Origin of the sequence: Tenuibacillus multivorans (assembly GCF_900103915.1) — a bacterium.
GTDB classification, from domain to species: domain Bacteria; phylum Bacillota; class Bacilli; order Bacillales; family Alkalibacillaceae; genus Tenuibacillus; species Tenuibacillus multivorans.
Window position 1 is genome coordinate 227,315 of record NZ_FNIG01000001.1, and the last position, 25,978, is coordinate 253,292.

A 25,978-nucleotide genomic window follows, 5' to 3' on the forward strand; every position below is an offset into this window, starting at 1 on the left:
TAAAAATCTGAATTTATTCCAATTGGGTTTTGTTCGAAAGGATGTTAAATAATGATTCCTGACATAATTCATCAACATGCGAAAGAGTATAAAAAAATATTCGAAACGTATTACGTCAATCCAAGGCATCTTTACCTTAATGGGTCGGACTTTTATCTTGTTTTTTTCAAAAGATTTCGTAAGAATACTGCTGGCGTTATATTATCACCTAATTCAGATAACTCTAATGAGGATTATAATCTAGCGTTTGAATTATTAGTCTTTATGTATAATAACTGGTCAAGTATAAAAGATATTGGTGAATTCAGGAAAAATATTAATATGATAGCATTCCATAAAGTTGAGGATTTCATCCAGAAAATACTTAGTGAAGGCACACTTAGTCATAATGAAAAAGGTTATTTTGAAAATTGTTTAAAATCTATTGAAAGTGGCATTTCATTACAACAGGAATTAATTGAACTGATGAACCAATTTGAGGAATTTGAGAAACGTAAAAATGTAGAAGGGAATAAGTTTACAAAAGAGGATGTTGATTATATTCAAGATGTTTTAGCTGAAATAGATTATATTCAATTTCATCAAGCTGTGACTGATTATAAAACTATAGATGATTTTAACTATATTAAAAATCATATTAAACAAGATAAAAATATTAAGGGATTTGTAAATAATGAAATAGAAAAATTTATTGAGGAATTTTCAAGGAATAAAGATAAATTGAAAAAAAATATTAAAACGATTACCTATTTTGAAAACCAAGAGAATTTAACAAAAGAGCAACATATGAGAATGGTAAAAAAACGATATAATGATTCGCAACGAAATGATCTTGCAAAACTGAAAAAGGACATAAGAAATCTTTAATATCCTTTGAATATATCAAATTAATATTCAGGAGATTTGAAATGAAATTATTGGTTAAAAAAGTTAAAAACGAAAACGGCTCGGCTACTATTGAGTTCTTAGGAATTTTACCTTTGGCCTTTGTATTACTCATGATTTTTATTCAATTTATTGTGAGTGTAAATGGCTATTTAGTTGCTCAATCTGCAGCTAATGAGTATGCCAAGGTTTATTCTGTAACGGAAGAACATGACGAAGCTAAACTCGCAGCAGAACAAATATTTGATTCAACGGGTAGTTATTTGACCAATGAAGATATAGATAATTCTCATGATGAGTCAGGAACACATCTAAAAGAGTTTAAAGTACAAATTAACTTCAGTATTGACTTGATATTTTTACCCGAAGAGATCCTAGGCGCGACTGTCCCTTCGATTACTAGTACAGTAGAAGCCAGTAGTAGGGTGATTGAGTGATGAAAAACATGTTGGCTAACGAAAAGGGGAATATAGCTTTATTCGTTCTTGGTATGCTTAGCATCATTATGATTCTATTTATTTTTGTTTTGAATCTTGGTGGAGCTTTGGCTACAAAGGAGAAGTCAGCGACTACAGCACAACAGGCAAGTTTAACTGCTTCCAGTGTATTTTATGAGGAGATGCGAGCTGCCTTAAATAGATATGAATTTCCTGAGCCAGAATCCGACGATGAAGAGCCAGAGGATTCTGAGGATGAAGAAGATGATATGTCATATGAAGAGTATTTTAACGAAAAACTAAATGACAAAATTTCAGATTTAAGTAGTTTAGTGGCATATAGTGACTGGTCTGCCAATGAAATAGAACTTGAAGCTTTTGACCAAGTATTGAGTTCAGAAGCCTCTACTAGAGCAGATTTACTTTTTTTACTCAGAAGTCAAAGTTTTAGGGGAGAGGTAATTACTGCTGTTAAAGATGCTATTCATGAAAATGGCGGTGTTTTAGAAGAGGCAGAATTGATCGTAAAAAATAATCGTTTTTATGTCCGCGCGGCTAATGAGTTTGAATCCACATCATTGAATGGGGTAGTAGATGAAATTAAGGAAAATGTTTATCAGGAAACTGCTGGTCCTAAAATAGACTTTTTGAATTTAGTATGGGGAGAGAATGAGACAATTCCGCTTGATGAGGATTAATTTGAAAGAGGAGATGTATTTACGGTGGTTTAGCTTTTGTGGTTGGGATATTGGTGGTTATCCTAAGTTAATCTTACCTTATTTATTTGCAGAAGAAATTGCCTTCGGTGTACAAAAACCTCATAAAAGTAAACTTGGAAAGATTTGCTTGATTTATACTTTCTTAATTTTTTTCTTTGGAGGGACATTATTTTACTAGTAATTTGACAGTAGATAGATTATCTAGACGCATTGACTATAGCTATTATTGGCCATTTTATGGCTCTTTTATTCTGGTTTATAGCTCCAATTATGCTGATTAAAGAAGACAGGATGAAAAAGATAATGAGTCAGTAAAAAGAAAGACTATAAATGTGATGTAAGTGGTCCAACCACTAATATATATAAAACTTAATAAAGGAGAGAGTTGTATTGAAAAAGTTATTAGGATTTTTAGTTATCATGGGGGTTGTTCTACTAGGAGCTTGTTCCTCACCAGAGGCAGATGAAATCATAGAATATCAAAACAGCTATGTCGAATTTATTAATCCATTGTCAGTAGAGATTGATGAAGTTTTACAGAAAATAAATATGGCAGCGACAGCGGGAGAGGCTTATGAGATTCAAGAGAATGAATTGGTTCCGATTGCTGAAGACATTAAAGACTTCATCGATTCAAAAAATCCAGAATCTGATGTCGTTAAGGAGTATCATGCTATCATCGAGGGTCAACTGAATAATTGGTACGACGGTATCATGATGGAATATGAAACGATGGGTCAATTTATCAATGGTGAGATAACTGAAGCAGAAGCACAAGAATTATATGCTCAAGCTAGCGAAAAGTATATGGCAGCGAATGAATATGAGCAAGAAGCGCTTGATAAAATGGATGAACTAGCTCAAGAGTACAACATAGAAGAAGAAGAATTAGAAGAGTAGATAGTAAGGGAGGATTCCAATTCTAATGTCTAAATCCGAAAAACGTTGGAGAAGGTTGTATTTATTTTTAATGATTTTCATCTATGCGATTTTTGCACCTATTACAGTTACTGAATGGCTTGCGGGGTCTGGAGGGTTTCCGTATACAGCCATTGTCGTTGGAATAGCATTACCGTTTATGCGTAAGAATCACTTGAACTCAATTAGACAAAAAGAACATCGGGAATCGGCATAATGTAAAGGCGAGGTATAACTGGGGAGGAAGGAAAGCTACCATGGGTTACGTAGGAACTTTTGTAGTCTTATCGCTTATACCGTATATTTGGCTGGCATGGTCATTTATCGATTATAAAAATGGTAAGCGGGAACGAACCAATTGGAAGGGACCACTAGCACTATTAGTGGTCCTGATGGTCGCGGTTTTTATCTTAAACCTATACTATGCGAATGAATATAGTATTCCGATTTTGGTTAACACCATGACGGTATTTGTAGGTCTCATCATTACTGGCGCCATTGCAATTATCGCCTCAATCATTAATGTTTTCGTTTCATTAAGACATCGAAAAAATCCTTATCCAGAAGAGGTTCACAATCCAAAGACGGCATGGACTGTTATAGGGCTTATATTTCTTAGCCTCACGATCATGTTTGTTTGGTTTGTTCCAGGCGGAGAAAAAATGCGTTATGTTGACAACCTTAATAGTGCCATTGCTGAAACGGAGAATAGTAATGAGGAAATAGATGTAACCTTTGTTTCCTCTGAGGACTATTGTCTAAGGATTCGTTACTGTGATCCAGAATATATGAATGTATTTTACGTTAAAAATAACCTGGATCAGGCAAAAGAAGTTCAATTGCTCATCCGTGCTTTAGGAAAAAATAGACAAGAGATAGAAGTGATAGAATCTGATATCATGAAATTAGATCCTGGTGAGTTAAAAATGGTTGAGACAGAAGAAACATTGGACTTCAAGGAAATTTGGGGAAAGTATTCATTTAAAACAAAAGAAAAAGTACGTGACTATCAACATCAATATCGTTATAGGGACCCTGAAGAATAGATTGTAAAGGAAGGTGTCATGATGGATAAAAAAGCAAAATGGGAACAAATCCAAGCTAAGGGTAAGAAAAACTATGTCATGAAGTATGGTGTACTAGGTTGGGGACTTTCAACTGGAATATTATACTTCTTTATATTAAATTTGCTTACATACGGAATGACGTTTTCAAGTTACTTTTCAGAAGGTTGGTTACTGGACTTTTTGATAGGAATCGTTATTTTTATGTTTGCTGGTGTTCCGTTCGGTCTTATAACGTGGAAAATGAATAATAGAAACTATCAAAAGCTATCAGAGTGAAGTTGATACATAAAACTTGGACAAATAATGTGGAAACTTGGACACTCACATGACGAACTTGCACAGATAAAGAAGCAACTTGTACACTAACTTCATGAACTTGGACACTTAGAAAAATTAATCATCTTGGTCAACAAGCATTCCAATTCCTAAACCGAGCATCGTACAGCCTGGTACTAGTGATGCTGTTAATTTATTCATTCTTAATCCCCCTTAATTTAAATGCTTTTCAACTAATTGATCCACATGCTCTTTAACACGTTGTTTTTCTTCCTCAGATAAATCAGCGGGATAATCCGGCCCTTTAACAGAATCAGGTAACAAAATCGTAGCTGGCCCATTAATTTCTTCGACTTTTTCAGCCTCATCCTGTCTCTTAGTTAGTTTATCCTTACGACTATAACTAGATAAGACCTCTGACCTTAAATATTCATGATCAAGCGAGTAATAATCCACTACCTCTTCTACTTCAACACATAATTCATCCTCGTTATCATTAATGAGCAGATTAGAATTAACCCTTTTATATCCATCTTGATCTAAATCATCATCAAGTGTAATCGCAGTATAAACCTCATGTTCAATTTTCCCTTCACCTTCAGCGACGTCGCAATGATTCATACCTTCTTGGTCGCATCCAGATATCATTAAGAAAAATAATAATACTATGCTGATTTTCTTTAACATGTTGTCACCATCCATTATATGCTCTAAACTCTTTCACCATCTGTTCGAATTTTTCCTTCTCCTCAACAAAAGGATTATGATTGCTCTCATTCAGCCCAGAAGCTGATAGATTAAATTTTTTCTATAGGTTATAATACCCATTATACTAAAAATTCTAAAAATAAAATTGGTATGTAAGACTCCGGGTACTTTGATATGGATGCCTTACCAGAACGAGTAGCACTCGGTTATATTGAAAAACCAAATGGTGAATGGAAAACGAATATATACTCACTTCCAGCAAAAGGTGGCTCAGATGGTGGTGCTTATGTCACAGCCAAAGATATGGTCACATTCTGGGAAAGTCTGTTTAATAATCAATTGTTATCTGAGGAAATGACTGAACAACTATTAAAACCACGCGAACAAGTCGAAGATGACATTTATTATGGCTACGCTGGCTATATGCAGGTTTGCGAAGAAGGTGTCGTTAAGTATATTTTAATGGGTTACGATCCGGGTGTTAATTTTAGATCTGTTTATTATCCAGAAACATCTACGGCCATAGTTGTCTGCTCTAATGAAGATGAAGGAGCTTATGAAATTCTTAAAGAAATTGAAAAGGAAATGGAACTTGATTAATTCATAACAGTTAAAACTTCTCCTATTTGGTTTAATATAAAGGACATTTGCTTCTTTTGAAGAAGTAAATAAATCTAAAAGGGGAGGTTATGATGAAAGAGAGCCGAATTGTACGTGATGTTAAAATTCCGATGCGTGATGGTGTGATGCTATCTGCCGATGTCTACTTGCCAAAAGGTGAAGGAGTTTATCCGACCATCGTCGTTCGAACGCCTTACATGAAAACGAGAGATAAAGAGCATCAACAAGCGCTCTATTTTTCAAATCATGATTATTCTGTCGTTAACATTGATGTGAGAGGGCGTGGGGATTCAGATGGAGAATTTGTCCCTTATCGCCATGATGGCATTGACGGATATGATTCAATTGAGTGGGTAGCTAAACAACCTTGGTGTGATGGCAATGTCGGGACGCTTGGTGGTTCTTATCTCGGACGTATTCAATGGTTAACAGCTCTTGAAAAACCACCAGCCTTAAAGGCGATGATTCCTATGGTAACGCCATCTGATCCATTTGTAGAATGGCCTACTGGTATGCCTAATCCTATGCATATGTGCTGGTTGTATATGACGAGAGGACGTATGCTACAAAATATTAATCTAGTTGATTGGGAAAAGGTATATTGGCATTTGCCTTATCAAGAAATGGACACTGAGACGGGCTGGTATTCAGAGCAGTGGCGTGAAGAGATTGAGCACCCGTATTTTGATGAGTACTGGGAACATATCGCTTATCAGCATCGTTTTGATGAGATTGATTTGCCAGTGCTACATATTTCAGGGTGGTATGATGATGAGCAGGTCGGAACACCACTGAATTATCGTGGCATGGTTGAAGCGGGTAAGCTCGATCAGCATCTACTCATGGGGCCTTGGCCACACAATATAAATCAGTCAACAAAGCTTGGCGAAATAGATTTTGGAGCTGATTCGTTAATTGATATGTACTATTATCAGCAGCGGTTTTTTGACTGTTACCTAAAAGGTGTCGACAACGGATTTCGGGAAAAAGACCCGGTCGACATTTTTGTCATGGGTGATGATAAATGGCGAGGTGAAAAAGCGTGGCCTCTTCCAAATACAGATTGGACGCCATACTATTTACACAGTGGAGGCAAAGCCAACAGCCGATTTGGTGATGGTTTGATTAATCAGGGAAAACCAACGGATAACGAAGCAGAAGGGGATCACTACACATATGATCCAGCCAATCCTGTGCCATTTATTACAGAAATGGTTTCCCATCAAATTGGTGGGCCAGATAATTACGCTTCCATTGAACGCCGCGATGATATTTTAGTTTATACGAGTGAAGAGTTGCAAGAGGATGTTGAAGTTACAGGCCCCGTAACGGCAGAGTTGTATGCCTCAACCGATGCGTTTGACACCGATTTTACGGTGAAATTACTAGATGTTAGGCCTTCTGGCTTTGCGCAGCGGCTCACGGACGGCTTTGTACGTGGTCGTTTTCGAAATGGTATGGACCAACCAGAGGTGATGGAACCAGGTCAAATCTATAAATTAGAGGTTGATTGTTGGAATACATCCCATGTCTTTAAAAAAGGTCATCGGGTTCGAATTGAGGTCTCATCGAGTGCTTTTCCAAAATATGATCGTAATTTAAATACAGGTGCCCCACTCGGCAAAACAAGCGAGATGAAAGTTGCTCATCAAACAATCTATCATAGTGAGGATTATCCATCGGCTATCATCTTACCGATTATTAATAGAACCTAGATACTGAAAGACACATGTTATATCAACACATAACATGTGTTTTTTTTTATGGTCTATATTTTTTTCGATAGTTAAAATAGGATTGTTTAATCTCTGGGTGTTCTTCAAAGAATCGAACTAAAGTCGAGATGCAGAATGTTGTTTCCTTGCCAATGTGGTGCTCTATTCCTTCCACTTCTTCATAAACATGGTCTGAATTTATTTCAAAGACTCGGAAAAAATCTTCTAACGTCTGGTGTTTATCAACGATATCTTTAGCAATTTTTTTACCTTTTGAAGTCAGGACAAAGCCGCGATACTTTTCATACACGCCAAGCCCTCGTTCATCTAGCTTTTTCATCATTTTTGTTACAGAGGAAGGTAGAACATCTAGGTGATCCGCGATATCAGTTACGCGGGCATAACCCTTTTCTTCAAATTTCATATAGATGACTTCTAAATAGTCTTCCATATTTGGAGTGGTAGCCAATTAACTTCCTCCTTTTCACTAGTCTATCTCTTATTCTAAATGAATTGGATGACTTTTTAAATCAATAATAGTAAGCTAAGTGCCATAACAGCCATTCCAGCTATAACTCCGAAAATTGGTAAATGGGTTTCATCGTATTTTTTGGCTGCAGGCAATAATCCATCTAGGGAGATAAAGATCATAATGCCGGCAACGCCCGCAAAAATGACACCAAACATAATATCATTCAAATATGGCATTAAAACTAAAAAGGCAACGCCCGCCCCGATTGGCTCAGATAAGCCTGATAAAAATGAGAGTTTAAAGGCTTTTTTCTTACTTCCCGTTGCATAATAAATAGGTACTGAAACAGCAATTCCCTCCGGTACATTATGAATCGCAATCGCAACAGCAATCGCCACCCCTAAAGCTGGATCCTGTAAGGCTGAAGTGAATGTTGCAATCCCTTCAGGAAAGTTGTGTATGGCAATCGCAATAGCCGTAAAAGTCCCCATTTTTAGTAAGCTATTGTTCTTTGGGCTTTTATCCATTTCCTCTACTTTTTTAAGCTCATGTGGATTTCCCTGTTTAGGGATGACCTGGTCAATTAATGCAATTAACACCATACCCCCGAAAAATCCGGCTACTGTCGCCCAATTGCCTGGTACTTCACCCAAGGCGGCAACAAGGGCATCTTGAGCTTTAACGAAAATATCAACCATCGAAACATAGATCATCACCCCAGCTGAAAACCCAAGTGAAAACGAAAAAAAACGAGTGTTTGTGGTTGAAGTAAAAAAGGCTAAAAGACTACCGATTCCCGTTGCAAGACCCGCCATCAATGTTAACCCAAAAGCAAATAATAAATTCTCAGTCATAAACAAACCTCCTCAAAGCATGTTTCCTTAAAGACCACATCTTTCCTTAGGGAAACTTTTTGGCTAAAAAATATACTAAAACCTTATGTCGTTGATTTGTTAAGTGTGCATGTATTTGATTTAAAAGTTGATATGAGGAATAAATGTTTCCTTAAGGAAACTATATCATAAAATAAGAAAAAACTACAGGGAAAAGTAAACCCTGCAGCTAGTATGCATTAACCTGCAACTTTTGTGTTTTTCAGTTGATCCAAAATGTGATATAACGAAGCTCGTTCCTCTTCATTCAATGGAATGAGTGGTAAGCGGACGCTTCCAACGGGTACGCCGATTCGGTTTAAGGCTTCTTTTACCGGTGTTGGGCTTGGTGCTGAGAAGATTGCCTTCATCATCGGTAAAACATAACCATGGATAGATGCAGCCTTGGTTACATCTCCTTTACGGTAACTCCGAACCATTTCTTGCATCTCATTACCAATCACGTGGGCTGAAACTGAAACAATACCCGTTCCACCAACAGCTAGGGTTGGTAACGATTGACTATCCTCACCGCTATATACGGAAAAGTCATCAGCTGTATGATTCACAATTTGGGTGACGCGATCTAAATCGCCACTCGCTTCCTTAATCGATACAATATTTTCAACTTGAGAAAGCCGCACTATCGTGTCTACACTCATGTTCACAACACTGCGTCCTGGAATGTTATAAAGCATGACAGGAACACTTACACTTTGTGCAATCACGCTGAAATGTTGATACATGCCCTCTTGAGACGGCTTATTGTAATAAGGCGTTACAAGCATGATGGCATCGACACCGATAGCTTCAGCCTCTTTTGAAAGTTCAAGTGAAGCCTTCGTGTTGTTTGAACCCGTACCCGCAATCACCGGTACACGCCCATTTACTTCCTCGACTGTAAACTTAAACACCTGCAGCTTCTCATCATGAGTTAAGGTTGGGGATTCACCTGTTGTCCCCGCAATCACTAGACCATCTGATCCATTTGCAATTAAATAATTGATCAGACCTCTCATTGCCTCAAAATCAAGTTCACCATGTTCATCAAATGGCGTTACCATTGCTGTTAACACTTGACCGAAATTCATAAAATTTCACACACCCTTTACAAAAATTTTAAATACTTAAGGTGTGGAGGACTAAAAAAGCAACAGCGAGAGAGCTCGCTGCTGCTTTAGAATTTCTTTAGAATCCTAAGCTAGATAGCCCTCCATATAGTCTCCTATATGACAGCCCTGCATTTATTCAATCGCAGAACCAGCTTCAAGGGATGAGTCCCTTTTCCACTTCGGCAAATCCCCCTTTCCTTATGCTTCTCTGGAGCTCATTCTCCTCCACATAAGTACTGATGGTCATTGCGCCTCTATCCTTACTTTAAACGCATTAAAATAAGAAAAGTATTGAGATTTTAAATATACTTTAGCAGATATAATCTTGAAATACAAGGAAAAGGTTTAATCTCATGTAATAACTTTAGAATGGAAGATTATGATAGTATAAAAGGATTTTTCAAGGGGGTTACGATGTGAAAAAAGTGATAATGGGACTAGCTTTAAGTATCATATTAGTCACACTAAATGCATGTTCAGAAGACGGACTTCATCAGGTGAAGGAAAAAGCTAGCGATTTAAACATACATACCGAACCTTATCAAGATACAATTGAATTCAAACTTTCAACCTCGGAAATGCTGCTCGGAATCGATGAACCTCATAAAATCACTAGTGTCCATGATACAGACGTTCATTTAATTGAAGTTTATGAAGACACGAATACGATGTCAGGCGGAGCAGAGATTAATATTGTCGTAGGATTTAAAAATACATACACCCAAGACGGAGGGACCATGCTCACCCAATCGGCGTATAGTGATGGCACCCAATCTCGTACTGTCAGACTGGAGGCTTTTGCCGAAGATGGTAACCTGGGACACTATTGGACAGGCTCCGGTGATAGCAGTCAAGACAAATACGGCGAAACCGTCATCTATGCCTTTGAGAAAAATGAACTGATGAAAAGCGATACTTGGACGTTTCGGATTAGTGACTTGAATTTATTAAGCTATCATTAGTTGATAAACTTGGACACATAGAATTAAGACGTTTAATCATACCTTTCGAAGTTAGTCATAAATGAGCGTTTCAGACAAAAAGGAAGCGCTCATTTGCTATTGACGGGCAAGATTTAAATGACTTAATCAAATAACTTAAACTTATATAATAACGACTGAAACCATAAGAAACTAATCATCGGAATAATAAAATAAAAGATTAAGTAAAACGCCTGCAACCAATCATAAGTTGAAGCCAGATCTAATAGAACAAATGGCAAATATAAGGACAAAACCAAACTAACCCCTAGCCTTGTTTCCTTTTGATCAACATTGTCATCTTCAAAATAACTGACAATACTGATTGTCATAAGTCCAATCACGAGCATTGCCGGAATCCATAACCCTGTAACCATACGAATACCTAGATATGAAACGGCTAAGACACCGAGCACGATTAAAATTGTTCGATAAAACAAAACACTCCCCCCTTAATTAAACAATCTAGAATGTTATTCACATTCCAGTTCTAACATGAGAATAACAGCCTTTATTTATTAACAATTTCGAACTTTGTTCTTTTGATATAACTATCATATTTATACTTAACCAAAGTAATGTTGTTCCATTTTTCAGAACTTCGATTATCTCTTAAGTTAGTAGTATAAATTCTTGTACCAATATCTTGGACATGTTGTAAAACCTCTTGGTTAAAGTCGGAAGAAACTAGGTATGCATGAATCATCGAGTAATCCCCGAATGAATATTCACTATTAACCCAATCAACATATTTGAGAAGTTGCTCTATATCTTCTTTATTTGCTTCACCTTTTTTTAGTTCAGTTACTAAGTACTTTGAGATTACTGTTGGGTATTTCTTAACATATTTGTATCCAAAGATATCTATCTTGTCGGCATAAATAATCGGTTTAAATGGTGAAGCGATAACTTGGTGAGATATATAATCCCACTTTCCAAATATATCTACAGTATGTTTATCCTCTTCTGCAAGCTGATAAAGTAAAGATAATTCTAATGTGGTTTCTCTTCTAAAACGGTGTGTATTTATCTTTGAATTTTCTGTGATTCCATCTATGTTAAATGTATAATTACCATTTTTAACTTTCAGTTTAATATTATTGTGTTTGTCAATAGTATGATTTTCTATTATATCAACTGGTTTTTCTAACTGATTTTCGAATCTCTTAATAAACAAGCTTTTTAAAGCTTGGTTTTCAACATCATCAATTTTGATAAAAGATAATCTTTCAAAGGCTCTTAACATTTTAAAAGCAGAGGGGTTAGACATTAAAGCTGCATCCATATCTATTCCTTCACTAAAGAAATAAGGTTCATGTTTAAAAGTGCATACCCACCTAAGTTCTTTGTGCTCTTTATTATCTGTCCATTCATTTTTGTCAATAATAATAGCGTCATTTTTAATCTCCTTAAGTTTTGTCCTAGACGGTAAATTTGCTTCTGGAAAGTTTAACAACTTACAGTCTTTTTCAATGTTTACTAGTTCACCGATTCCGTAAATTTTTCTTTTGTGAAATAGATAAATGTTGTCTCCTTCCTTCATTGTACTATAGTCGGCTAAAGTAGATTCATTTGTTGTAGACCATAATTTATTATCACTAATTTTAATCCTAGTAGAATAGACCCCTATTTTTGCCGTTTCCATTAATGCATCTAAATCATCGAAAGTCATAATATAACCTGCCATTTAGAAAAACTCCTTTTAAGTTATAAGTTATCTATAATAGATTACTATAAGCTTCTGATAAAATCCTTTTTAAAATAAAAAAGTTGCAATGCTAATAGCATTACAACTTAGAATAAGGCTAATTGTTGTGTGGAGTGACTAGTTTCATCTTCATAATTTTCATCCTTGAAAATTTCAACTATTTGATTACCCATCTTTTTTATTAACCCGACTACCAATGCGTTACCCATACAGAAATATCTAGTTCTTTCAGGCATTCCAGTGTCTGTCCAACCCGGTTCAAATCCGTTAAGCAACTCACATTCTATGGGCGTTAAATATCTAATTCTTCCTGTATCTAAATCCTTTACGACATGTGAACTTCTATTTTTAGTTCCTTCACTTGTGAGCATGGTTCTACTAGGCAAATCTAATTGATCTGGAAATGACATAGAGCCTTCGGTGTAATAATATTCATGTCCAGTTTTAGAGATTCTTTTCTCTCTTTTTGCACCTTTTTGATATTTCATTTCTTGGTATTCTGTTCTATCTTTTTTGTTTTTCTTATCATTAGTAAGGTAGTATTTTTCATTAACTTCTCCCTGAAATTTCTTAGCTTGATTAAGAATATCCCCCAGTGTCGTAGGCTTCATCTCAATTGGTAGAAGCTCAGCAGTGTAAATTTTGCCATTCATAACTACACCACTGTTTAGGTACTTGGCACTGAACTTATCTGATACCTCAAATAAATTGCTTGGTAAATCATAATCCTGGTCACCGTGACGTGCGTTATGTTTTTCTTGTACCGGGAATTCCTTTGCAAAGAAACCTTTATTATGGAGAATATCGTTATACTTGAATTTTTGTTGTTCTTTGCAGAAGTTAGTATCTTCTCGGTATGCGAATATAAAAACTCGTCGTCTTCTTTGGGCAAAGCCATAATCAGCTGCATTAATTACTCGCCATTCTACTCCATAACCTTGCTTTTGAAGACTGGCAAGCATAACAGAGAAGTCTCTTCCACGCTGTTTTGAAGGTGATTTTAGTAAACGGTCAACATTCTCCAATAAAATAAATTTTGGTTTTGTTCTATTAACAACTTTCATAATTTCAAAAAATAAAACACCCTTTTGGCCTTCGATTCCCATTTCGCCAGCTAGAGTCCTTGCTACAGAATAGTCCTGGCACGGAAATCCACCAACTAGCAAGTCATGTTCAGGTATTAACCCTATAATATTAGCTATATCCTCATTAATTACTTCATTGTCATCAGCGTTAAAATTCTGCTTATAGCATTCAAATGCGGGCTGTGATTTTGTTGCCGGCTCCCATTGATTAGCAAATGTAACATTAAATTGTTTACTTGCTTTTTCTAATCCAACTCTGAATCCACCAACTCCAGCAAATAATTCTACGGCATTTATCATGACCGAACATCCTTTCGGTTTTATTTCTATCTCTATTATAGTAAATTTTTATGTAAAGATCAACACCTAATTTTAAGGAAGTGGATTTATGTATAAAGGTTACGACATTTATAGTCCAAAATCAATTGAAGAATACGGAAAAACTATAGAAAATAACACATTTAGAGATATTTTAAAAAGTAGTGATTCGGTTGTAAAAGAATCAGGTTATGAATATTTATCTGCTGAGGCTTCAAAAGGTAGCTTAGGTCAATTAGTTGAAAAATATCACTTTAAATATGAACCTAATAGCGACCGGAAACCGGATTTTGAGGAAGCAGGTGTAGAATTAAAAGTCACCCCTTTTAAACGTTTAAAAAGCGGGAAGTTATCAGCTAAAGAAAGATTAGTTTTGAATATTATTAACTATGAAGAAATAGTAGAAGAAAACTTTGAAAACAGTTCTTTTTGGTTAAAGAATCAACTTATTCTCCTTATACACTACTTGTATGAAAAAGATAAAGATAAACTTGACTATCTCATAAAGAAAGTTCAACTTTATGAATTCCCTGAGAAAGACTTAAAAGTCATCAAAGATGATTGGAATTATATCCGGAAGAAAGTTTTGGAAGGAAGAGCACATAAATTGTCCGAAGGTGATACCAATTATCTTGGAGCTTGTACAAAAGGCGCAACAAAAAACTCTTTAAGATCTCAGCCATTTTCAGGTGAAATGGCAATGCAACGTGCCTTCGCCCTAAAAACTTCCTATATGACTGCATTACTTAGACAAATGGTAGACAATGATGAATTGGTCGGTTTTTCTAACGAAAAGGATTTACAAGAAAAATCATTAGAAGATTTGCTTATGGAAAGGTTTAAACCATATATAGGATTAAAACCGGAACAAATTGCAAAACAGGTTAATATACAGTACAAGAAAAACTCGAAACATATGATTCCGCAATTAATTAGTGCAATTCTAGGGATAAGAGGAACTAGGTTAGACGAAATAGATGAGTTTGCTAAGGCCAATATTGAATATAAAACAGTAAGATTAGAACCAAATGGAATATCAAAAGAGCACATGTCATTTGAACAAATTAGATTTCATGAAGTATATAATGAAACATGGGAAAATAGTCATCTTCGTAAAAGGTTTATTGACACGAAATTTTTGTTTGTAATTTTTCAATTTAAAGAAACAAAAGCAGAAAACAAAGATAGACAGCCATATTTTAAGGGTATTAAGCTATGGAACATGCCTGAAGATATACTTGATACAAAAATTCGTAATCTTTGGTATGAGATTAATAAATTAGTTAGGGAAGGTGTAGAAATTGAGTACAAAAAGCGGGGACATCAAATAGTTGAAAGTAATAACTTCCCTAACAAGGATTTCAATGGAGTTGCCCATGTTAGACCTAAAGGAAGAGATGGAACAGATAAGGTAAGATTACCGGATGGGCAAATGGTAACAAAGCAGTGTTATTGGTTAAACAATAGCTTTATAGCAAGTCTTATTAATTAACCTTCAATGCTTTATTAAATACATTAGGAGTGGATGGCACACCATTAGAGTGGCCATCTTTTGTTATATAAAAGTTTTACACTGAATCACTTTTTATTTTATTTGTCATATTTTTATAAAATTCATTAAGAAATTTTGTAAACTTCGACTCCCCTGAATAAGTCAAAGACAAATATTTATGCGCTCTTGTCATGGCGATATAAAGTAGAGCAGCTTCCCTATTTTCGTCTTCTTCCATGAAAAAAGGCATGTTGTCAACATTTACAATGAAGACAGCCTGGAAGTCTAGTCCTTTACTGGATTCTATCGTACTTATTTTGACTTGGTTGTCGTTTTTAACATAGCTTCGTTTTGAATCTGGATTTTGACTTATCCAATAATGTGGAATGTCTTGTTGTCTTAATGTGCGTTGAATTGTTCCGATGTAATCGTGTTTAGATGAAACGCGTTTGACGCGGTACAGTATAACCATTTCATCATAAGGGACTTTATGTTTATCATGGAGTTTTTGTATGATTTGAGAGACCGTTTTCATCTCATCCATAAAGTTATTCGCTTTGTAGATAAACGGCTCTGGTCCTTTTCGTGGCGTCGTTTTTGGTGCAATAATTTCACCTTCAAAGCCTTGTTCTACGACTTTATCCTTTAATATCGAATTTCGCTGATAAAACTCCCACGCAAATCGAACAATTTGCTGTGTATTTCTATAATTGATCGATAAAATTTTTGAGCGACCTCGGAAGTTTAATCCAACATCTTGAACATAAGTGCGTTTACGTTTGTAAATCTCTTGTGCACGGTCTTCCACTAGTAATAATGATTGTGTGCTAGGGTTTAAAAGATGACTCACTAACTGTAGCCACTCTTGTTCAAAGTCTTGACCCTCATCGATTAAAATGGCATCATATTTTTCAATCAATTGATTGTTTGATTTTAGTGACTCAATTAGAGCTGAAAGTTGGTTTTCGTGAATTTTAAGCTTTTGCTTAAGTAATGCATGAAAGTTATAGATGTCAATCTTACCTTGCTTTTCTTCGTTTTCCTCTTCTTCAAATAGGGATTCTTGATGCCCTTCTTGGTTGATTTCTTCAACTTTTACATCAATCAACTGACGTAAATATCTAGCAAGTGAAATGTTATAGCATAGTATTAATATGTTCCAATCAGGGTTCTCACGTGCTAGGAGTGCCGCGCGTGTAGCTAGAATAAGCGTCTTTCCACTACCAGCGACACCTCGGATTAAACGGTTTTTATCCCCGATGTTCTTCGCATAGTTTTCTTGATGAATGTCCATAGTTTTTAAATTATGCATGGATAATAAAATCTGATCCTGATGAGGCACAGGTTCTTTGTATTCCGCACTTATCCGGACTTCAGGTAACAAATTATGGCGTATAGCATTCACGTCTTCAGGACTTAGAGGCTCGCGCAAACGGAAGTTAACTTTAAACATATTAACGAGTTTTTCAATTAACACTTCCTCAGAAAAGTCCTCATGATCGGGGTCAATTTCATTTCGAGCTAAACAAAACTGTGGGCTAATCACGTTATAGAGGCTTTCTCTAGTTAGTTGATCTGTATTTAAGCGTGAAAATACTGCACCAAACCCACAGGGGAATTTAAGGTGATGTTGTTTTTTACCATCCGCTTGAATAAGATTACTATCTTGTTTTAAGTGATCCATGATGTGGAACGTAAATTCTTCAGCCTTTTTATATGGATTCTTTTCAAAAGCCTGTTGTTGGTTTTTGCCGAAAATGACCCACTCATCCTTAGTTGCTTGAACAATTGTATTTAACGTCCAGTCCTTTACTTCAAGCACAATAAGGCCGAGATCCGGTCCAATAATGACAAAATCTGGCCTTCTACCATGAATCTCGGGTTCATAGTAAACAAGATAGTCATCAGGAAGATAATTTTTTAATGTATTAAACAAGATGCGCTCACCCGTTGTAGCTGATCGTTTAATCGTTTCTGGAACGGTCTGTGCCATAAGACGTCACCTTCAATCATATGTTGACATCATTTTAACATATTTTGGGTGAATAGAGGTAATTCTCGTTTCAGAAAAAGATTCGTAATTGTTTTGGTCTTTTTATAACTAATTTAGTTTTAATTAGTATAGTCCTCCATCGACTCTATTTTTTCATTTCTAAAGGATTTATTTTAATCTGTATGGAATTATTAATCTAGTAGTGTTTATAAACTAGTAAATGTGTTATAAATGTATGAAAAGATTATTCGTTTTAGCTTTTGTATTAAGTGACACTTAAGTTTTTAACTAAACCAACATCTTCAAAAGAGGTGAAAGGATGGACAAACGGGAGCTCTTAATGCAAGCAAAGAAAGACATGCAGTTATGGATTGATCAGATGACGCTCGGTAACATCGAAGAAACATTAGAGCAGATTAGGCATTATGAAAACTTTTTAAGCCAAATGACTTATCTTCAAGTGCCGACGATGGAAACCACTGCTTCGGAAAACGAAAATGAAGAAGTGGAATTTGAGTCCGTTAAGGAAGAGATACCTAAATATAGGTTAGAACGACAATTGCGTGGTGGGTTTATTAAAGAGTTAAATGCGTATGTACCAGAAGGAGCCATTCGGTCAATCGGGGCAGAAGATGGCGATTATGTGTATGCGAAACATAAGGGTAGCGGACATTTTTATTATGAATTGGCTGAGAAAGGATCACCTATAAATACTGAACGTAAGGAAGTTCAGTTTGGTATTGTTGAGCAAAGTGGTGACCTTTTTATGGTCAGTCGGTCGTTAATGAATGGTGGACAAAACACAAAAATCAATGGTGTTTTGCATACCTTTTTGCTTTCGAGAGAGGACGTGCTAGAGCTCAAATTAGAAGATGGTGATGTCGTGGATTTGGCTTTTTATGAAAATAAACCTTCAACAGTCCGTGTGGTTTGGAAGCATGATACGGATGAAAAAGGGTATCAAGCGCCACTTAAATCAGGTTATTACAAAGATTCTAATGGAACTAAGGAGAAGTTTGTTGATCCGCTTTTAGAAAATAAAAATGTGCTCGTCTTAGGATTAGAACCGAGAAAGGCAGAATATAAACAGGCGATTGAACAGCATGGTGGTACATTTGATTGGGTAGAAGGTACGGAAGGGGAAGAGCGTTTAGAACGGAAAATTGCTAAAGCGGATGTGGTCATTATTTTAATTAAATATATCCGGCATCATGCTTCCCAGTTTACGGTCAAAACTTGTAAAGAGCATCAAGTAGCCTATTCAATCGTCGATACATTTGGTGTACAGACGGTAGTTGATGCAGCTGTGACACCACAAGTTCAACCGGCTTCTGAACTAGAAATATAAGTGATAGGAGACAACATGAAACTTTTTATAGGCTGTTCATCTAATGTTATAATTTAGGTAATCATGACGAAGGTGTGTTGGTATGGAATATTTAATAGCATTAATCGCAACTGTATTAGGTTTGGTTGCCTATTTTATAACGAAAAAGAATGGCGCAGCACCGCTTGTAACAGCTATTGCATATGCCGTGATTCATTTTATTAGTTATAACGATTTCATAGCTTTGCTTGCGGATTATAAGTTGATTCTAAGTGCACTGATATCGTATGTCATCGTTTGGATCATAGATGGAGGAAAAGGAAGTTCATATGAATAAGCTGTTTAAAAATTAAAGGGGGTCGCAGGTATGACAATAGAAATTAATAATAAAAGTGTGAGAATGTGGTTTTATATCATGATCCCCTCTGCTGTCATAAGTGTTGTTTTAATCCTAGCTTTACCTTATGAATATAATTTGGTTGGGCAAAGCCCAGTTCTGGTTGGTTACATTTCATACCTTATATGGTGGTTCATATCGGGTAGAAAAAGAGATAGAGAAATCCAGTCGTAGCTTTCTTCTTACTACCTTGCTTGTGCAAAAGCAAGGTAGTTTATTTTTGCCTAACATTTAATCCCTTAAATTGGTACATACTAAGCTATGGACTAATTTGAATATCAAAGGTGATTAAATGGTACATGAGTTTAACGAGCTCTTTATGCAGATTTTGATTTTGTTATCGGTCAGTGTTGCGGTGACGATGCTAGCGAATTATTTTAAGCAGCCTTATAGTATTGCGCTCGTCATTGTGGGTTTAGTGATTGGTCTCATGCATTTGCCTTTTTTAGAAGAGGCGATGGATTTTATTACGCAATCGGCGGTTTTTCAGGTTGTTATTATTTCGATATTTTTACCGACATTACTAGGTGAAGCAACGTTAAATTTGCCTTTTTCCGATTTAAAGGAGAATCGAAAGCCGATTTTAACGTTAGCGTTTGGCGGGACGTTTTTGACGTCGTTATTAATCGGGGCAGGTGCCTATTTCATTCTGGATTTACCTTTAGCAGTTGCATTTACGTTCGCTGCTTTAATGAGTGCGACGGACCCGATTAGTGTGTTGTCGATTTTTAAGTCGCTTGGTGTGACGAAAAAGCTGACGACGATGATTGAAGGGGAGTCGTTGTTTAATGACGGGCTTGCGTTTGTGTTGTTTACGATTGCGTCTGTTTATTTATTAGATTATATCGATATGGGCTGGGCTGGTCTTGGAAGTGGCATTCTACTGTTCATCAAGGTTGCCTTAGGTGGATTAATTATTGGAGCGATTTTCGGGATTATTGGTTCACTTGTGATTAGATTGATGGATAATTATCCGATGGAAATCACAATTTCGATTTTGCTGTTTTTCGGAAGCTTCTTCACAGCAGAATTTCTTCATACAAGCGGGATTATTGCAGTCGTAGCCTCCGGGATTATTTTTAGAAATTATGGTGGATCGGTTGGAATGAGCCCGGTGACGAAGTTGAATATCACCAACTTTTGGAGTGTTATTGCGTTTGTTGCCAATTCATTAATCTTTCTGATGGTGGGCCTGGAAATAAATAATATTGATATGACTGGCAAGTGGTTAATGGTCGTCCTTGCGATATTAATTGTCGTGGCGTCCCGGGCGATTGCGGTCTATTCCAGTTTGTCGTTGCTTAAAGGTTTTCCACTCAAATTCATTCATGCGTTAAATTGGGGTGGGCTAAAAGGGAGTCTGTCTATCGCGTTGGCGCTTAGCTTGCCGACGACGTTTGATGGTCGAGATGACATTATCGTACTAACCTTTAGTGTTGTATTATTTTCTTTAATTGTTCAAGGTTTAACGATTGAGCCACTGATTAAAAAGGTTGGCATCATTGGTCAAGATGAGGGTGTCGAACATTACGAGAACGTGGTGGCGAATATTTATCGGTGTGAATCGGCGATTAATGATTGGGAGGAAATGCAGCGCAAGTCGTTTATTACGAAAAATGAGCTAGAGGAATTGAAGGATCGGTATAAGGAGAAGCTGTCGGGATTGTACGAAAAGCTAGATGATTTATATGAAAAGTACCCTAAGATTAAAGAGAAGCATATTAGAAGTGCGAAGCGGGATGCGTTGTATGTTGAGTATCAATCGGTTAAAGAGCTGACAAGGAGAGAAATGATTTCGGGTTCAGTTGGTGATCAGCATATGGATAAGATTATTGAACGGATTGAAGAGCTTGAGACGGAAATGGATGAAACATAAGACGAGAGTGGAGGCTCTCGTCTTATGTATTATACACTTGGAATTTTGCTTTGATAGTGTGTTACCTTTTTCAAAACTGATGAATCAAGTTCTCTAACTGAACTTTTTCCAATTAAGCCGAGAGTAATATCTAAATCAGCGAGCATGTTTCGCATAACTTCGTAGACTCCACGTTGTCCGGCTACGGCAAGTCCATACATAGCAGGACGACCGACGAGCACGGCTTTAGCACCAAGAGCCATCGCTTTAATAATGTCAGAGCCTCGTCTAATCCCGCTGTCCATCATAACTGGGATTTGATCACCGACGACTTCTGTAATCATTGGGAGGGCTTCAATCGCTGAAATAGCACCATCGACTTGTCTTCCACCGTGATTCGAGACGATGATTCCATCTACACCATGTTTAAGCGCTAAAGATGCATCATCAGGGTGAAGAATTCCTTTTAAGATAATTGGAAGATGAGTATGTTCTTTTAAGAAAGCAATGTCATCCCAAGTAAGGCCTGTGTTTCCAAAAATCTGTGTCCAGTGCATGATAGCTGTTTGAGGGTCTTCTTGAGGCGTTTTGTCTAATTTGGATAAGAAGGCAGGGTCTGTGAAATAGTTTCCTAGCCCTTCACCGATTAAGAAAGGTAAGTAGACGTTTTTTAGATCAATTTCGCGCCAGGCCATCATTGGCGTATCAAGGGTTACGACGATCGCGGAGTAACCTGAAGCCTCAGCGCGTTTGAGAAAGCTTGCAGTAATCTCTGGGTCACGACTCCAATATAGCTGGAACCAACGCGGAGCATCTCCCATGACTTCAGCAATTTTCTCCATCGGAATGGTTGAAGCGGAGCTTGTAGTGTAAGGTACACCGAGTTCAGCACAAGCTTTGGCAGTTCCGATCTCGCCTTCTTCATGAATGATTGATTGAACACCCACTGGTGCAAGCATTGCAGGTGACGGGTAGGTTTGTCCAAAAAGCTCAACGGATAAATCACGGTCATCGACGTTGTTTAACATACGCGGCATGATTTTCCATTGATTAAAGTCTGAAACATTGGTGTCCATCGTACGTTCACCACCTGCGCCCCCGGCTACATAATAGAATGGACCATCTTTTAATTTTTCACGAGCTTTCTTTTCCCATTCCTCATAAGCAATGGGAAGGCGATTCGGGTCTGGGTTTTGCATGGTCTGATAAATCGAGTATTGCACCTGGTTACCGATGTTCTTCATTGAAACATTCTCCTTTCGAACTAAATATTCAGAAAATGACATCATGTCAACTTCTTTTATTATATAATTAATTTCTGAAAATTCCAATATGAAATTATGGTACCCTATATGGAGAAGGGATGATGGAAAGGTGAAACGAGACCGGAGAACAGACCGAGCGATACAATCGAGGGAAAAGATAATAAACGCAGCCAAACAATTATTCATCGAACATGGCTATCGAAAAACGACAGTTTCCATGATTTCAATGCAAGCGGGTGTTGGTTATGGCACAGCTTATAATCATTTTCCAAATGGTAAGGACGATATTTTTCTCGCTGTTATTGAAGAGGTGATGGACGAGTTTTATGAAATTGCGAATAATGAGTATACCGTAAGTTCAAAAGAGGAAGCCTATCAGTTCATTTATAGAAATGTCGAGAGTTTGTTTAGCCTAGCTAACAAGCATCAAGAGATTTTGAAAGTGTTCCATGAAACGATTTGGTTGTCCTCATCTATTCACGAAAAATGGGAGGATATTAGCCAACGATTCATCATACGGGTTGGGCGGAATGTCGAGTATGCCGTTGAAAAAGGGTTAGCGAGAAATCCTGATTATGATCCTGATATTGTCGGGAGTGTGCTGTTTTACACGGTGGAAAATAATCTGTGGAATATGATTTTAGGAAAAACACAAAAGGAACCGGATATGATCATTAAAAACATTGCGGAAGTGTATACGAATGGGTTGTATAAGTAGTTTAATAGAGGAAAGCTCCAGTTTTAAGGCTGGAGCTTTCCGAGGCATTACATGTTAATTGTGATTAAAAAGCCAACGATTGATATAACATAGATTAGAAAAAGTATTTTAACGGGTTTCAGTTTCATTTCTTTAATATTTCTAATTCCTTTAAAAATAGCCTCATAAATTAATAGTGAAATAGACAAGGCAAAGCTTGCAATCGCCAAAATTAAAAATATGCTTTCTAACATAAAACGTCTCCCTTTTTATAAAGCTTCACGAATGACTTTTCGATAGTAAATGACCGATAGTACCCCGAAAACCGAATACAAGGCTGTATAAAGCCCCATCACGATAAACATTGGCGTCCAAAGCTCAGTTCCAAAGAAGAACCAACCGGATTGAACCGCAAAGTAACTGTGTAATAGTCCGATAGCTAACGGGATCCCAAAGTTAAAGACTTGCTTGAGCTGAATTCCTTTTAGTAAGTCCATTTGGGTAAAGCCAAGTTTTCTAAGAATCGTATAGCTTGATTTTTCGCTTTCACTTTCATCCATTTGTTTAAAGTAAAGCACACAGCCCGATGTGACGAGGAATGTTAGTCCTAAGAATCCGACGATAAACATCGTGAGTCCCATGTTCATTTTCTGATTACCACTCATTTGTAATTGTGAGTCGTTTCCTGCCCATTGATCAACTTCAGTTGAATGGAAAAGATCATTGGCTTTTTCCAAGTCATCTTTATTTACATTAATTCCAGTAAACATTAACGAACCTTTCTGAATGTCGGGATTCATATCAGCTCTTAGGGTTTCGTAAGTTGATTGATCCACGACGCCTAATGGCATACCGCCACCATTTGTAAAATAAGATGATACTAAATATTCACGGTTAAGACCGAGATAGTCTTGATCAAGGCTTACGTTTTGGCCTTTTAATACGATGTCGCCTGAATCCTTAATCGTCATAAAACGCATCATAATGTCAGAATAACCCGTGAACAATGCTTCGTTTTGGTTAAGGTCTATATGGTCAAAGTTTGTATCACTCACAATTGGAAGTGATGCTTGGTTTTGTTCCATGTTGATGTTTGAAGCGCCATCCGTATCAAAATCCATCACATCCGAGATGTCTGCTTCAACTTGAAAGACTTCAATTTGATTCATGGTGTATTGGATGTCATGGTCCTCTAAGGCTGTTGTAAATTCCTCAACACTTTCTTCATTCACAAGCGCAAAGTCATCCACAACGTAATCTTCTGCTTGCTGCTCCGCTGAGTAATAGGAGATATAGTTCAAGCATAATAACCCAATGGCGAGTGCTGATACCGTCGTAATGATTGTGAGTAATAAAGCATTCGACTTCATTCGAAACATGATCGATGACAAGGACATGACTTTGTTGATGTTTAAGTAGCCTTTGTTCTGTTTTCGAATGAGCTGAAAGATAAAGGTGACAGAACCTTTGTAAAAGAAATACGTTCCGATTATGACGGATCCTAAAATAAACGCCATGGCAAAGAACAATTCATTAACGGTGACAAAAGCACCATCGAATAACTTTTGTGATACGTAGTAGCCTGTTGCAATCATGGCGATACCTAAAATGCCGATTAATACTTGCCAAATGGATAATTTTTTAATTTTAACTTCAGTAGATGAACGAACCCGGAACAGGGCCAATATACTTTGTTTTTTAATAAAGAAATAGTTCATCACCATAATTAAGAGGTAAATCCCGATGAACACGAGTAAAGTTTGAATGAGTGCTTCGGATGAAAAACGTAATGTTGCTACAGCTTCTACCTCCGTGATTTTATAAACAATCATGACAATCAGCTTCGAAATTGAGAAGCCTACAAAGATTCCGATAACGAGTGAACTAAAGTAAAGAATAAAATTCTCGATACTTAAAATGCGAAAGATTCGGCCCTTTGTCATGCCAAAAAGCTGAAAGAGTCCGATTTCACTGCTTCGTCGTTTGATAAAGATGGTGTTGGCATACAATAGAAAAATTGAAACGATCGCAACGAGTAATATCGATCCCGCTTTAACGGCTGCTTCACCTTTAACAGTCCCTGTTTGAGAATCCATGGATGGATCATATTGTAACGTGACAAAGGCAAAGTATATGGCGACACTGAAAATCAAGGCGAATACATATAAATAATAGTTGCTTAAGTTCTTTTTAAGGTTACGTAGGATGAGTTGATTAATGCTCATATTGAACGCCACCTAATACGCCTTGGGTTTTCATAATGTCTTTGAAAAAGCTTTGTCGGTCTTCGTCGCCTTTATTTAATTGAGAGTAAATGAGTCCATCTTTTATAAAAATGACACGGTTACTATAACTCGCCGCAACGGGATCGTGGGTCACCATCATAATCGTTGCGTCACGTTTTTCATTTAATTCACTTAATTTGTTTAGTAGGTTTGAAGCGGCTTTAGAGTCGAGCGCACCTGTTGGTTCATCGGCAAAAATAATACTCGGATGATGGATAAAAGCACGAGCTGCAGAGGTACGTTGTTTTTGCCCTCCTGATAGTTCATTCGGATATTTATCTCGGACCTCATAGATGCCAAGTTCTTTTGCAACTGCTTCGAATTGGTGATTGGCTTCTTTTTTTGATACCTTTTGAATCGATAATGGCAAAAGGATATTTTCCTTAGCCGTTAAGGTATCTAGTAAATTGTACTCCTGAAAAATGAAACCTAAATGCTGCTTGCGAAACTCTGCCAATTTCTTTGATTTCATATTGGTGATGACGTTACCATCGATATTAATCGTTCCATGGCTCGCTTTATCTATGGATGACAGAACATTGAGTAGTGTCGTCTTGCCAGAGCCTGATGCACCCATAATACTGACGAACTCGCCTTGTTCGATGCTTAGGTCAATTCCTTTTAGAACCTCTTGTCGATTAAATTTGGTTCCATAGCTTTTATGGATTTTATGAGCTTGTAACATGTTCATATTGAGAGCTCCTTTCTTTGATTATGGTTTTATTGTATAGGGGAGCAAGGCAGCCTTTCCTTCATTTTACCTAACATTTTAGA

The 25,978-nt window shown here is 36.8% G+C and carries 29 protein-coding genes and 1 riboswitch; of the genes, 17 read left to right on the forward strand and 12 right to left on the reverse strand.

Features of this window, described 5'->3' with window-relative positions; translation table 11 throughout:
* The first annotated feature begins 51 nt into the window (after window positions 1-51).
* The 8 genes from BLP77_RS01180 to BLP77_RS01215 all read left to right on the forward strand — a co-directional run bounded on the left by BLP77_RS01180 (window position 52) and on the right by BLP77_RS01215 (window position 4,302).
* Window positions 52-867 (forward strand): hypothetical protein, encoded by an 816-nt coding sequence (locus BLP77_RS01180; protein WP_093855271.1) that lies wholly within the window; start codon window positions 52-54, stop codon window positions 865-867.
* Window positions 868-908: 41 nt separating this feature from the next.
* Entirely contained in the window at window positions 909-1,322 is a 414-nt protein-coding gene (locus tag BLP77_RS01185) for a TadE/TadG family type IV pilus assembly protein (protein ID WP_093855272.1), read from the forward strand.
* Window positions 1,322-2,020, forward strand: coding sequence for a Tad domain-containing protein (locus BLP77_RS01190; RefSeq protein WP_093855273.1), 699 nt, complete (start codon window positions 1,322-1,324; stop codon window positions 2,018-2,020). Before BLP77_RS01185 ends, BLP77_RS01190 begins: the two co-directional genes overlap by 1 nt.
* Before the next feature lies 1 nt (window position 2,021).
* On the forward strand, window positions 2,022-2,219 hold the full coding sequence (locus BLP77_RS01195; protein WP_093855274.1) for a hypothetical protein: 198 nt from the start codon (window positions 2,022-2,024) through the stop codon (window positions 2,217-2,219).
* A gap of 212 nt (window positions 2,220-2,431) precedes the next feature.
* Window positions 2,432-2,941, forward strand: coding sequence for a hypothetical protein (locus BLP77_RS01200; protein ID WP_093855275.1), 510 nt, complete (start codon window positions 2,432-2,434; stop codon window positions 2,939-2,941).
* A gap of 25 nt (window positions 2,942-2,966) precedes the next feature.
* Window positions 2,967-3,176 carry a hypothetical protein gene (locus BLP77_RS01205; RefSeq protein ID WP_093855276.1) on the forward strand — a complete coding sequence of 70 codons (210 nt, stop codon included), beginning with the start codon at window positions 2,967-2,969 and terminating at the stop codon, window positions 3,174-3,176.
* A 40-nt stretch (window positions 3,177-3,216) separates the two neighbouring features.
* Entirely contained in the window at window positions 3,217-4,005 is a 789-nt protein-coding gene (locus BLP77_RS01210; RefSeq protein WP_093855277.1) for a hypothetical protein, read from the forward strand.
* Between the two features lie 21 nt (window positions 4,006-4,026).
* Window positions 4,027-4,302 carry a hypothetical protein gene (locus BLP77_RS01215; RefSeq protein WP_093855278.1) on the forward strand — a complete coding sequence of 92 codons (276 nt, stop codon included), beginning with the start codon at window positions 4,027-4,029 and terminating at the stop codon, window positions 4,300-4,302.
* A 213-nt stretch (window positions 4,303-4,515) separates the two neighbouring features.
* On the opposite strand, the gene BLP77_RS01220 is transcribed toward BLP77_RS01215, so the two are convergent.
* Window positions 4,516-4,989 carry a hypothetical protein gene (locus BLP77_RS01220; protein WP_143001381.1) on the reverse strand — a complete coding sequence of 158 codons (474 nt, stop codon included), beginning with the start codon at window positions 4,987-4,989 and terminating at the stop codon, window positions 4,516-4,518.
* 195 nt (window positions 4,990-5,184) lie between these two features.
* Between BLP77_RS01220 and BLP77_RS01225 the strand changes: the two genes are divergently transcribed.
* Window positions 5,185-5,610 (forward strand): serine hydrolase domain-containing protein, encoded by a 426-nt coding sequence (locus BLP77_RS01225; RefSeq protein WP_176752915.1) that lies wholly within the window; start codon window positions 5,185-5,187, stop codon window positions 5,608-5,610.
* Between the two features lie 92 nt (window positions 5,611-5,702).
* Window positions 5,703-7,346 carry a CocE/NonD family hydrolase gene (locus BLP77_RS01230; RefSeq protein ID WP_218118842.1) on the forward strand — a complete coding sequence of 548 codons (1,644 nt, stop codon included), beginning with the start codon at window positions 5,703-5,705 and terminating at the stop codon, window positions 7,344-7,346.
* A gap of 46 nt (window positions 7,347-7,392) precedes the next feature.
* Here the strand turns inward: BLP77_RS01230 and mntR are convergent, their stop codons facing one another.
* From mntR to dapA, 3 genes are all read right to left on the reverse strand, one after another.
* Complete coding sequence (mntR, locus tag BLP77_RS01235; RefSeq protein ID WP_093855281.1) at window positions 7,393-7,815, reverse strand: transcriptional regulator MntR; 423 nt, start codon at window positions 7,813-7,815, stop codon at window positions 7,393-7,395.
* Window positions 7,816-7,871: 56 nt separating this feature from the next.
* The gene (zupT, locus tag BLP77_RS01240; RefSeq protein WP_093855282.1) at window positions 7,872-8,672 is read right to left on the reverse strand and encodes a zinc transporter ZupT; all 801 of its coding nucleotides are present in this window, start codon (window positions 8,670-8,672) and stop codon (window positions 7,872-7,874) included.
* A gap of 218 nt (window positions 8,673-8,890) precedes the next feature.
* Window positions 8,891-9,781, reverse strand: a complete 891-nt coding sequence (gene dapA / locus BLP77_RS01245; RefSeq protein WP_093855283.1) for a 4-hydroxy-tetrahydrodipicolinate synthase — start codon at window positions 9,779-9,781, stop codon at window positions 8,891-8,893.
* 107 nt (window positions 9,782-9,888) lie between these two features.
* A riboswitch (Lysine riboswitch) is annotated at window positions 9,889-10,067 on the reverse strand.
* A gap of 151 nt (window positions 10,068-10,218) precedes the next feature.
* Here dapA and BLP77_RS01250 point away from each other — a divergent pair.
* On the forward strand, window positions 10,219-10,764 hold the full coding sequence (locus BLP77_RS01250; RefSeq protein ID WP_093855284.1) for a hypothetical protein: 546 nt from the start codon (window positions 10,219-10,221) through the stop codon (window positions 10,762-10,764).
* Window positions 10,765-10,886: 122 nt separating this feature from the next.
* Here the strand turns inward: BLP77_RS01250 and BLP77_RS01255 are convergent, their stop codons facing one another.
* The 3 genes from BLP77_RS01255 to dcm form a co-directional block, all read right to left on the reverse strand.
* Entirely contained in the window at window positions 10,887-11,222 is a 336-nt protein-coding gene (locus tag BLP77_RS01255) for a hypothetical protein (protein WP_093855285.1), read from the reverse strand.
* A 71-nt stretch (window positions 11,223-11,293) separates the two neighbouring features.
* On the reverse strand, window positions 11,294-12,469 hold the full coding sequence (locus BLP77_RS01260) for a PDDEXK family nuclease (RefSeq protein WP_093855286.1): 1,176 nt from the start codon (window positions 12,467-12,469) through the stop codon (window positions 11,294-11,296).
* A gap of 107 nt (window positions 12,470-12,576) precedes the next feature.
* Window positions 12,577-13,875: a DNA (cytosine-5-)-methyltransferase gene (gene dcm / locus BLP77_RS01265; protein ID WP_093855287.1), complete on the reverse strand. Its 1,299-nt coding sequence runs from the start codon at window positions 13,873-13,875 to the stop codon at window positions 12,577-12,579.
* Between the two features lie 88 nt (window positions 13,876-13,963).
* On the opposite strand from dcm, the gene BLP77_RS01270 reads away from it, so the two are divergent.
* Entirely contained in the window at window positions 13,964-15,385 is a 1,422-nt protein-coding gene (locus tag BLP77_RS01270; RefSeq protein ID WP_093855288.1) for a Sau3AI family type II restriction endonuclease, read from the forward strand.
* A 76-nt stretch (window positions 15,386-15,461) separates the two neighbouring features.
* Here the strand turns inward: BLP77_RS01270 and BLP77_RS01275 are convergent, their stop codons facing one another.
* Window positions 15,462-17,378, reverse strand: a complete 1,917-nt coding sequence (locus tag BLP77_RS01275; RefSeq protein ID WP_093855289.1) for a DEAD/DEAH box helicase — start codon at window positions 17,376-17,378, stop codon at window positions 15,462-15,464.
* Between the two features lie 319 nt (window positions 17,379-17,697).
* Here BLP77_RS01275 and BLP77_RS01280 point away from each other — a divergent pair, with 319 nt between their 5' ends.
* From BLP77_RS01280 to BLP77_RS01295, 4 genes are all read left to right on the forward strand, one after another.
* Window positions 17,698-18,726 (forward strand): DUF2325 domain-containing protein, encoded by a 1,029-nt coding sequence (locus BLP77_RS01280; RefSeq protein ID WP_093855290.1) that lies wholly within the window; start codon window positions 17,698-17,700, stop codon window positions 18,724-18,726.
* An 82-nt stretch (window positions 18,727-18,808) separates the two neighbouring features.
* Window positions 18,809-19,042 carry a hypothetical protein gene (locus BLP77_RS01285; protein WP_093855291.1) on the forward strand — a complete coding sequence of 78 codons (234 nt, stop codon included), beginning with the start codon at window positions 18,809-18,811 and terminating at the stop codon, window positions 19,040-19,042.
* 30 nt (window positions 19,043-19,072) lie between these two features.
* Window positions 19,073-19,276, forward strand: coding sequence for a hypothetical protein (locus tag BLP77_RS01290; RefSeq protein WP_093855292.1), 204 nt, complete (start codon window positions 19,073-19,075; stop codon window positions 19,274-19,276).
* 118 nt (window positions 19,277-19,394) lie between these two features.
* Window positions 19,395-20,978, forward strand: a complete 1,584-nt coding sequence (locus tag BLP77_RS01295; RefSeq protein WP_093855293.1) for a cation:proton antiporter — start codon at window positions 19,395-19,397, stop codon at window positions 20,976-20,978.
* A 29-nt stretch (window positions 20,979-21,007) separates the two neighbouring features.
* Here the strand turns inward: BLP77_RS01295 and BLP77_RS01300 are convergent, their stop codons facing one another.
* On the reverse strand, window positions 21,008-22,201 hold the full coding sequence (locus tag BLP77_RS01300; RefSeq protein WP_093855294.1) for a lactate 2-monooxygenase: 1,194 nt from the start codon (window positions 22,199-22,201) through the stop codon (window positions 21,008-21,010).
* A gap of 130 nt (window positions 22,202-22,331) precedes the next feature.
* Between BLP77_RS01300 and BLP77_RS01305 the strand changes: the two genes are divergently transcribed.
* Window positions 22,332-22,940 (forward strand): TetR/AcrR family transcriptional regulator, encoded by a 609-nt coding sequence (locus BLP77_RS01305; RefSeq protein WP_176752916.1) that lies wholly within the window; start codon window positions 22,332-22,334, stop codon window positions 22,938-22,940.
* Window positions 22,941-22,987: 47 nt separating this feature from the next.
* Here the strand turns inward: BLP77_RS01305 and BLP77_RS01310 are convergent, their stop codons facing one another.
* From BLP77_RS01310 to BLP77_RS01320, 3 genes are read right to left on the reverse strand one after another with little or no spacing between them, the layout of a single operon-like run.
* Complete coding sequence (locus BLP77_RS01310; protein WP_093855296.1) at window positions 22,988-23,173, reverse strand: hypothetical protein; 186 nt, start codon at window positions 23,171-23,173, stop codon at window positions 22,988-22,990.
* 15 nt (window positions 23,174-23,188) lie between these two features.
* Entirely contained in the window at window positions 23,189-25,144 is a 1,956-nt protein-coding gene (locus tag BLP77_RS01315) for an ABC transporter permease (RefSeq protein ID WP_093855297.1), read from the reverse strand.
* Window positions 25,134-25,895, reverse strand: a complete 762-nt coding sequence (locus BLP77_RS01320; RefSeq protein ID WP_093855298.1) for an ABC transporter ATP-binding protein — start codon at window positions 25,893-25,895, stop codon at window positions 25,134-25,136. The genes BLP77_RS01315 and BLP77_RS01320 overlap by 11 nt, the downstream gene beginning before the upstream one ends.
* Window positions 25,896-25,978: the final 83 nt, after the last annotated feature.

Coding starts and splice junctions, on each gene's coding strand:
- BLP77_RS01180 (WP_093855271.1), top strand. CDS start 52: ATGATTCCTGACATAATTCATCAACATGCGAAAGAGTATAAAAAAATA.
- BLP77_RS01185 (WP_093855272.1), top strand. CDS start 909: ATGAAATTATTGGTTAAAAAAGTTAAAAACGAAAACGGCTCGGCTACT.
- BLP77_RS01190 (WP_093855273.1), top strand. CDS start 1,322: ATGAAAAACATGTTGGCTAACGAAAAGGGGAATATAGCTTTATTCGTT.
- BLP77_RS01205 (WP_093855276.1), top strand. CDS start 2,967: ATGTCTAAATCCGAAAAACGTTGGAGAAGGTTGTATTTATTTTTAATG.
- BLP77_RS01210 (WP_093855277.1), top strand. CDS start 3,217: ATGGGTTACGTAGGAACTTTTGTAGTCTTATCGCTTATACCGTATATT.
- BLP77_RS01215 (WP_093855278.1), top strand. CDS start 4,027: ATGGATAAAAAAGCAAAATGGGAACAAATCCAAGCTAAGGGTAAGAAA.
- BLP77_RS01220 (WP_143001381.1), bottom strand. CDS start 4,989: ATGTTAAAGAAAATCAGCATAGTATTATTATTTTTCTTAATGATATCT.
- BLP77_RS01225 (WP_176752915.1), top strand. CDS start 5,185: ATGGATGCCTTACCAGAACGAGTAGCACTCGGTTATATTGAAAAACCA.
- BLP77_RS01230 (WP_218118842.1), top strand. CDS start 5,703: ATGAAAGAGAGCCGAATTGTACGTGATGTTAAAATTCCGATGCGTGAT.
- zupT (WP_093855282.1), bottom strand. CDS start 8,672: ATGACTGAGAATTTATTATTTGCTTTTGGGTTAACATTGATGGCGGGT.
- dapA (WP_093855283.1), bottom strand. CDS start 9,781: ATGAATTTCGGTCAAGTGTTAACAGCAATGGTAACGCCATTTGATGAA.
- BLP77_RS01260 (WP_093855286.1), bottom strand. CDS start 12,469: ATGGCAGGTTATATTATGACTTTCGATGATTTAGATGCATTAATGGAA.
- dcm (WP_093855287.1), bottom strand. CDS start 13,875: ATGATAAATGCCGTAGAATTATTTGCTGGAGTTGGTGGATTCAGAGTT.
- BLP77_RS01270 (WP_093855288.1), top strand. CDS start 13,964: ATGTATAAAGGTTACGACATTTATAGTCCAAAATCAATTGAAGAATAC.
- BLP77_RS01275 (WP_093855289.1), bottom strand. CDS start 17,378: ATGGCACAGACCGTTCCAGAAACGATTAAACGATCAGCTACAACGGGT.
- BLP77_RS01280 (WP_093855290.1), top strand. CDS start 17,698: ATGGACAAACGGGAGCTCTTAATGCAAGCAAAGAAAGACATGCAGTTA.
- BLP77_RS01285 (WP_093855291.1), top strand. CDS start 18,809: ATGGAATATTTAATAGCATTAATCGCAACTGTATTAGGTTTGGTTGCC.
- BLP77_RS01290 (WP_093855292.1), top strand. CDS start 19,073: ATGACAATAGAAATTAATAATAAAAGTGTGAGAATGTGGTTTTATATC.
- BLP77_RS01295 (WP_093855293.1), top strand. CDS start 19,395: ATGGTACATGAGTTTAACGAGCTCTTTATGCAGATTTTGATTTTGTTA.
- BLP77_RS01300 (WP_093855294.1), bottom strand. CDS start 22,201: ATGAAGAACATCGGTAACCAGGTGCAATACTCGATTTATCAGACCATG.
- BLP77_RS01310 (WP_093855296.1), bottom strand. CDS start 23,173: ATGTTAGAAAGCATATTTTTAATTTTGGCGATTGCAAGCTTTGCCTTG.
- BLP77_RS01315 (WP_093855297.1), bottom strand. CDS start 25,144: ATGAGCATTAATCAACTCATCCTACGTAACCTTAAAAAGAACTTAAGC.
- BLP77_RS01320 (WP_093855298.1), bottom strand. CDS start 25,895: ATGAACATGTTACAAGCTCATAAAATCCATAAAAGCTATGGAACCAAA.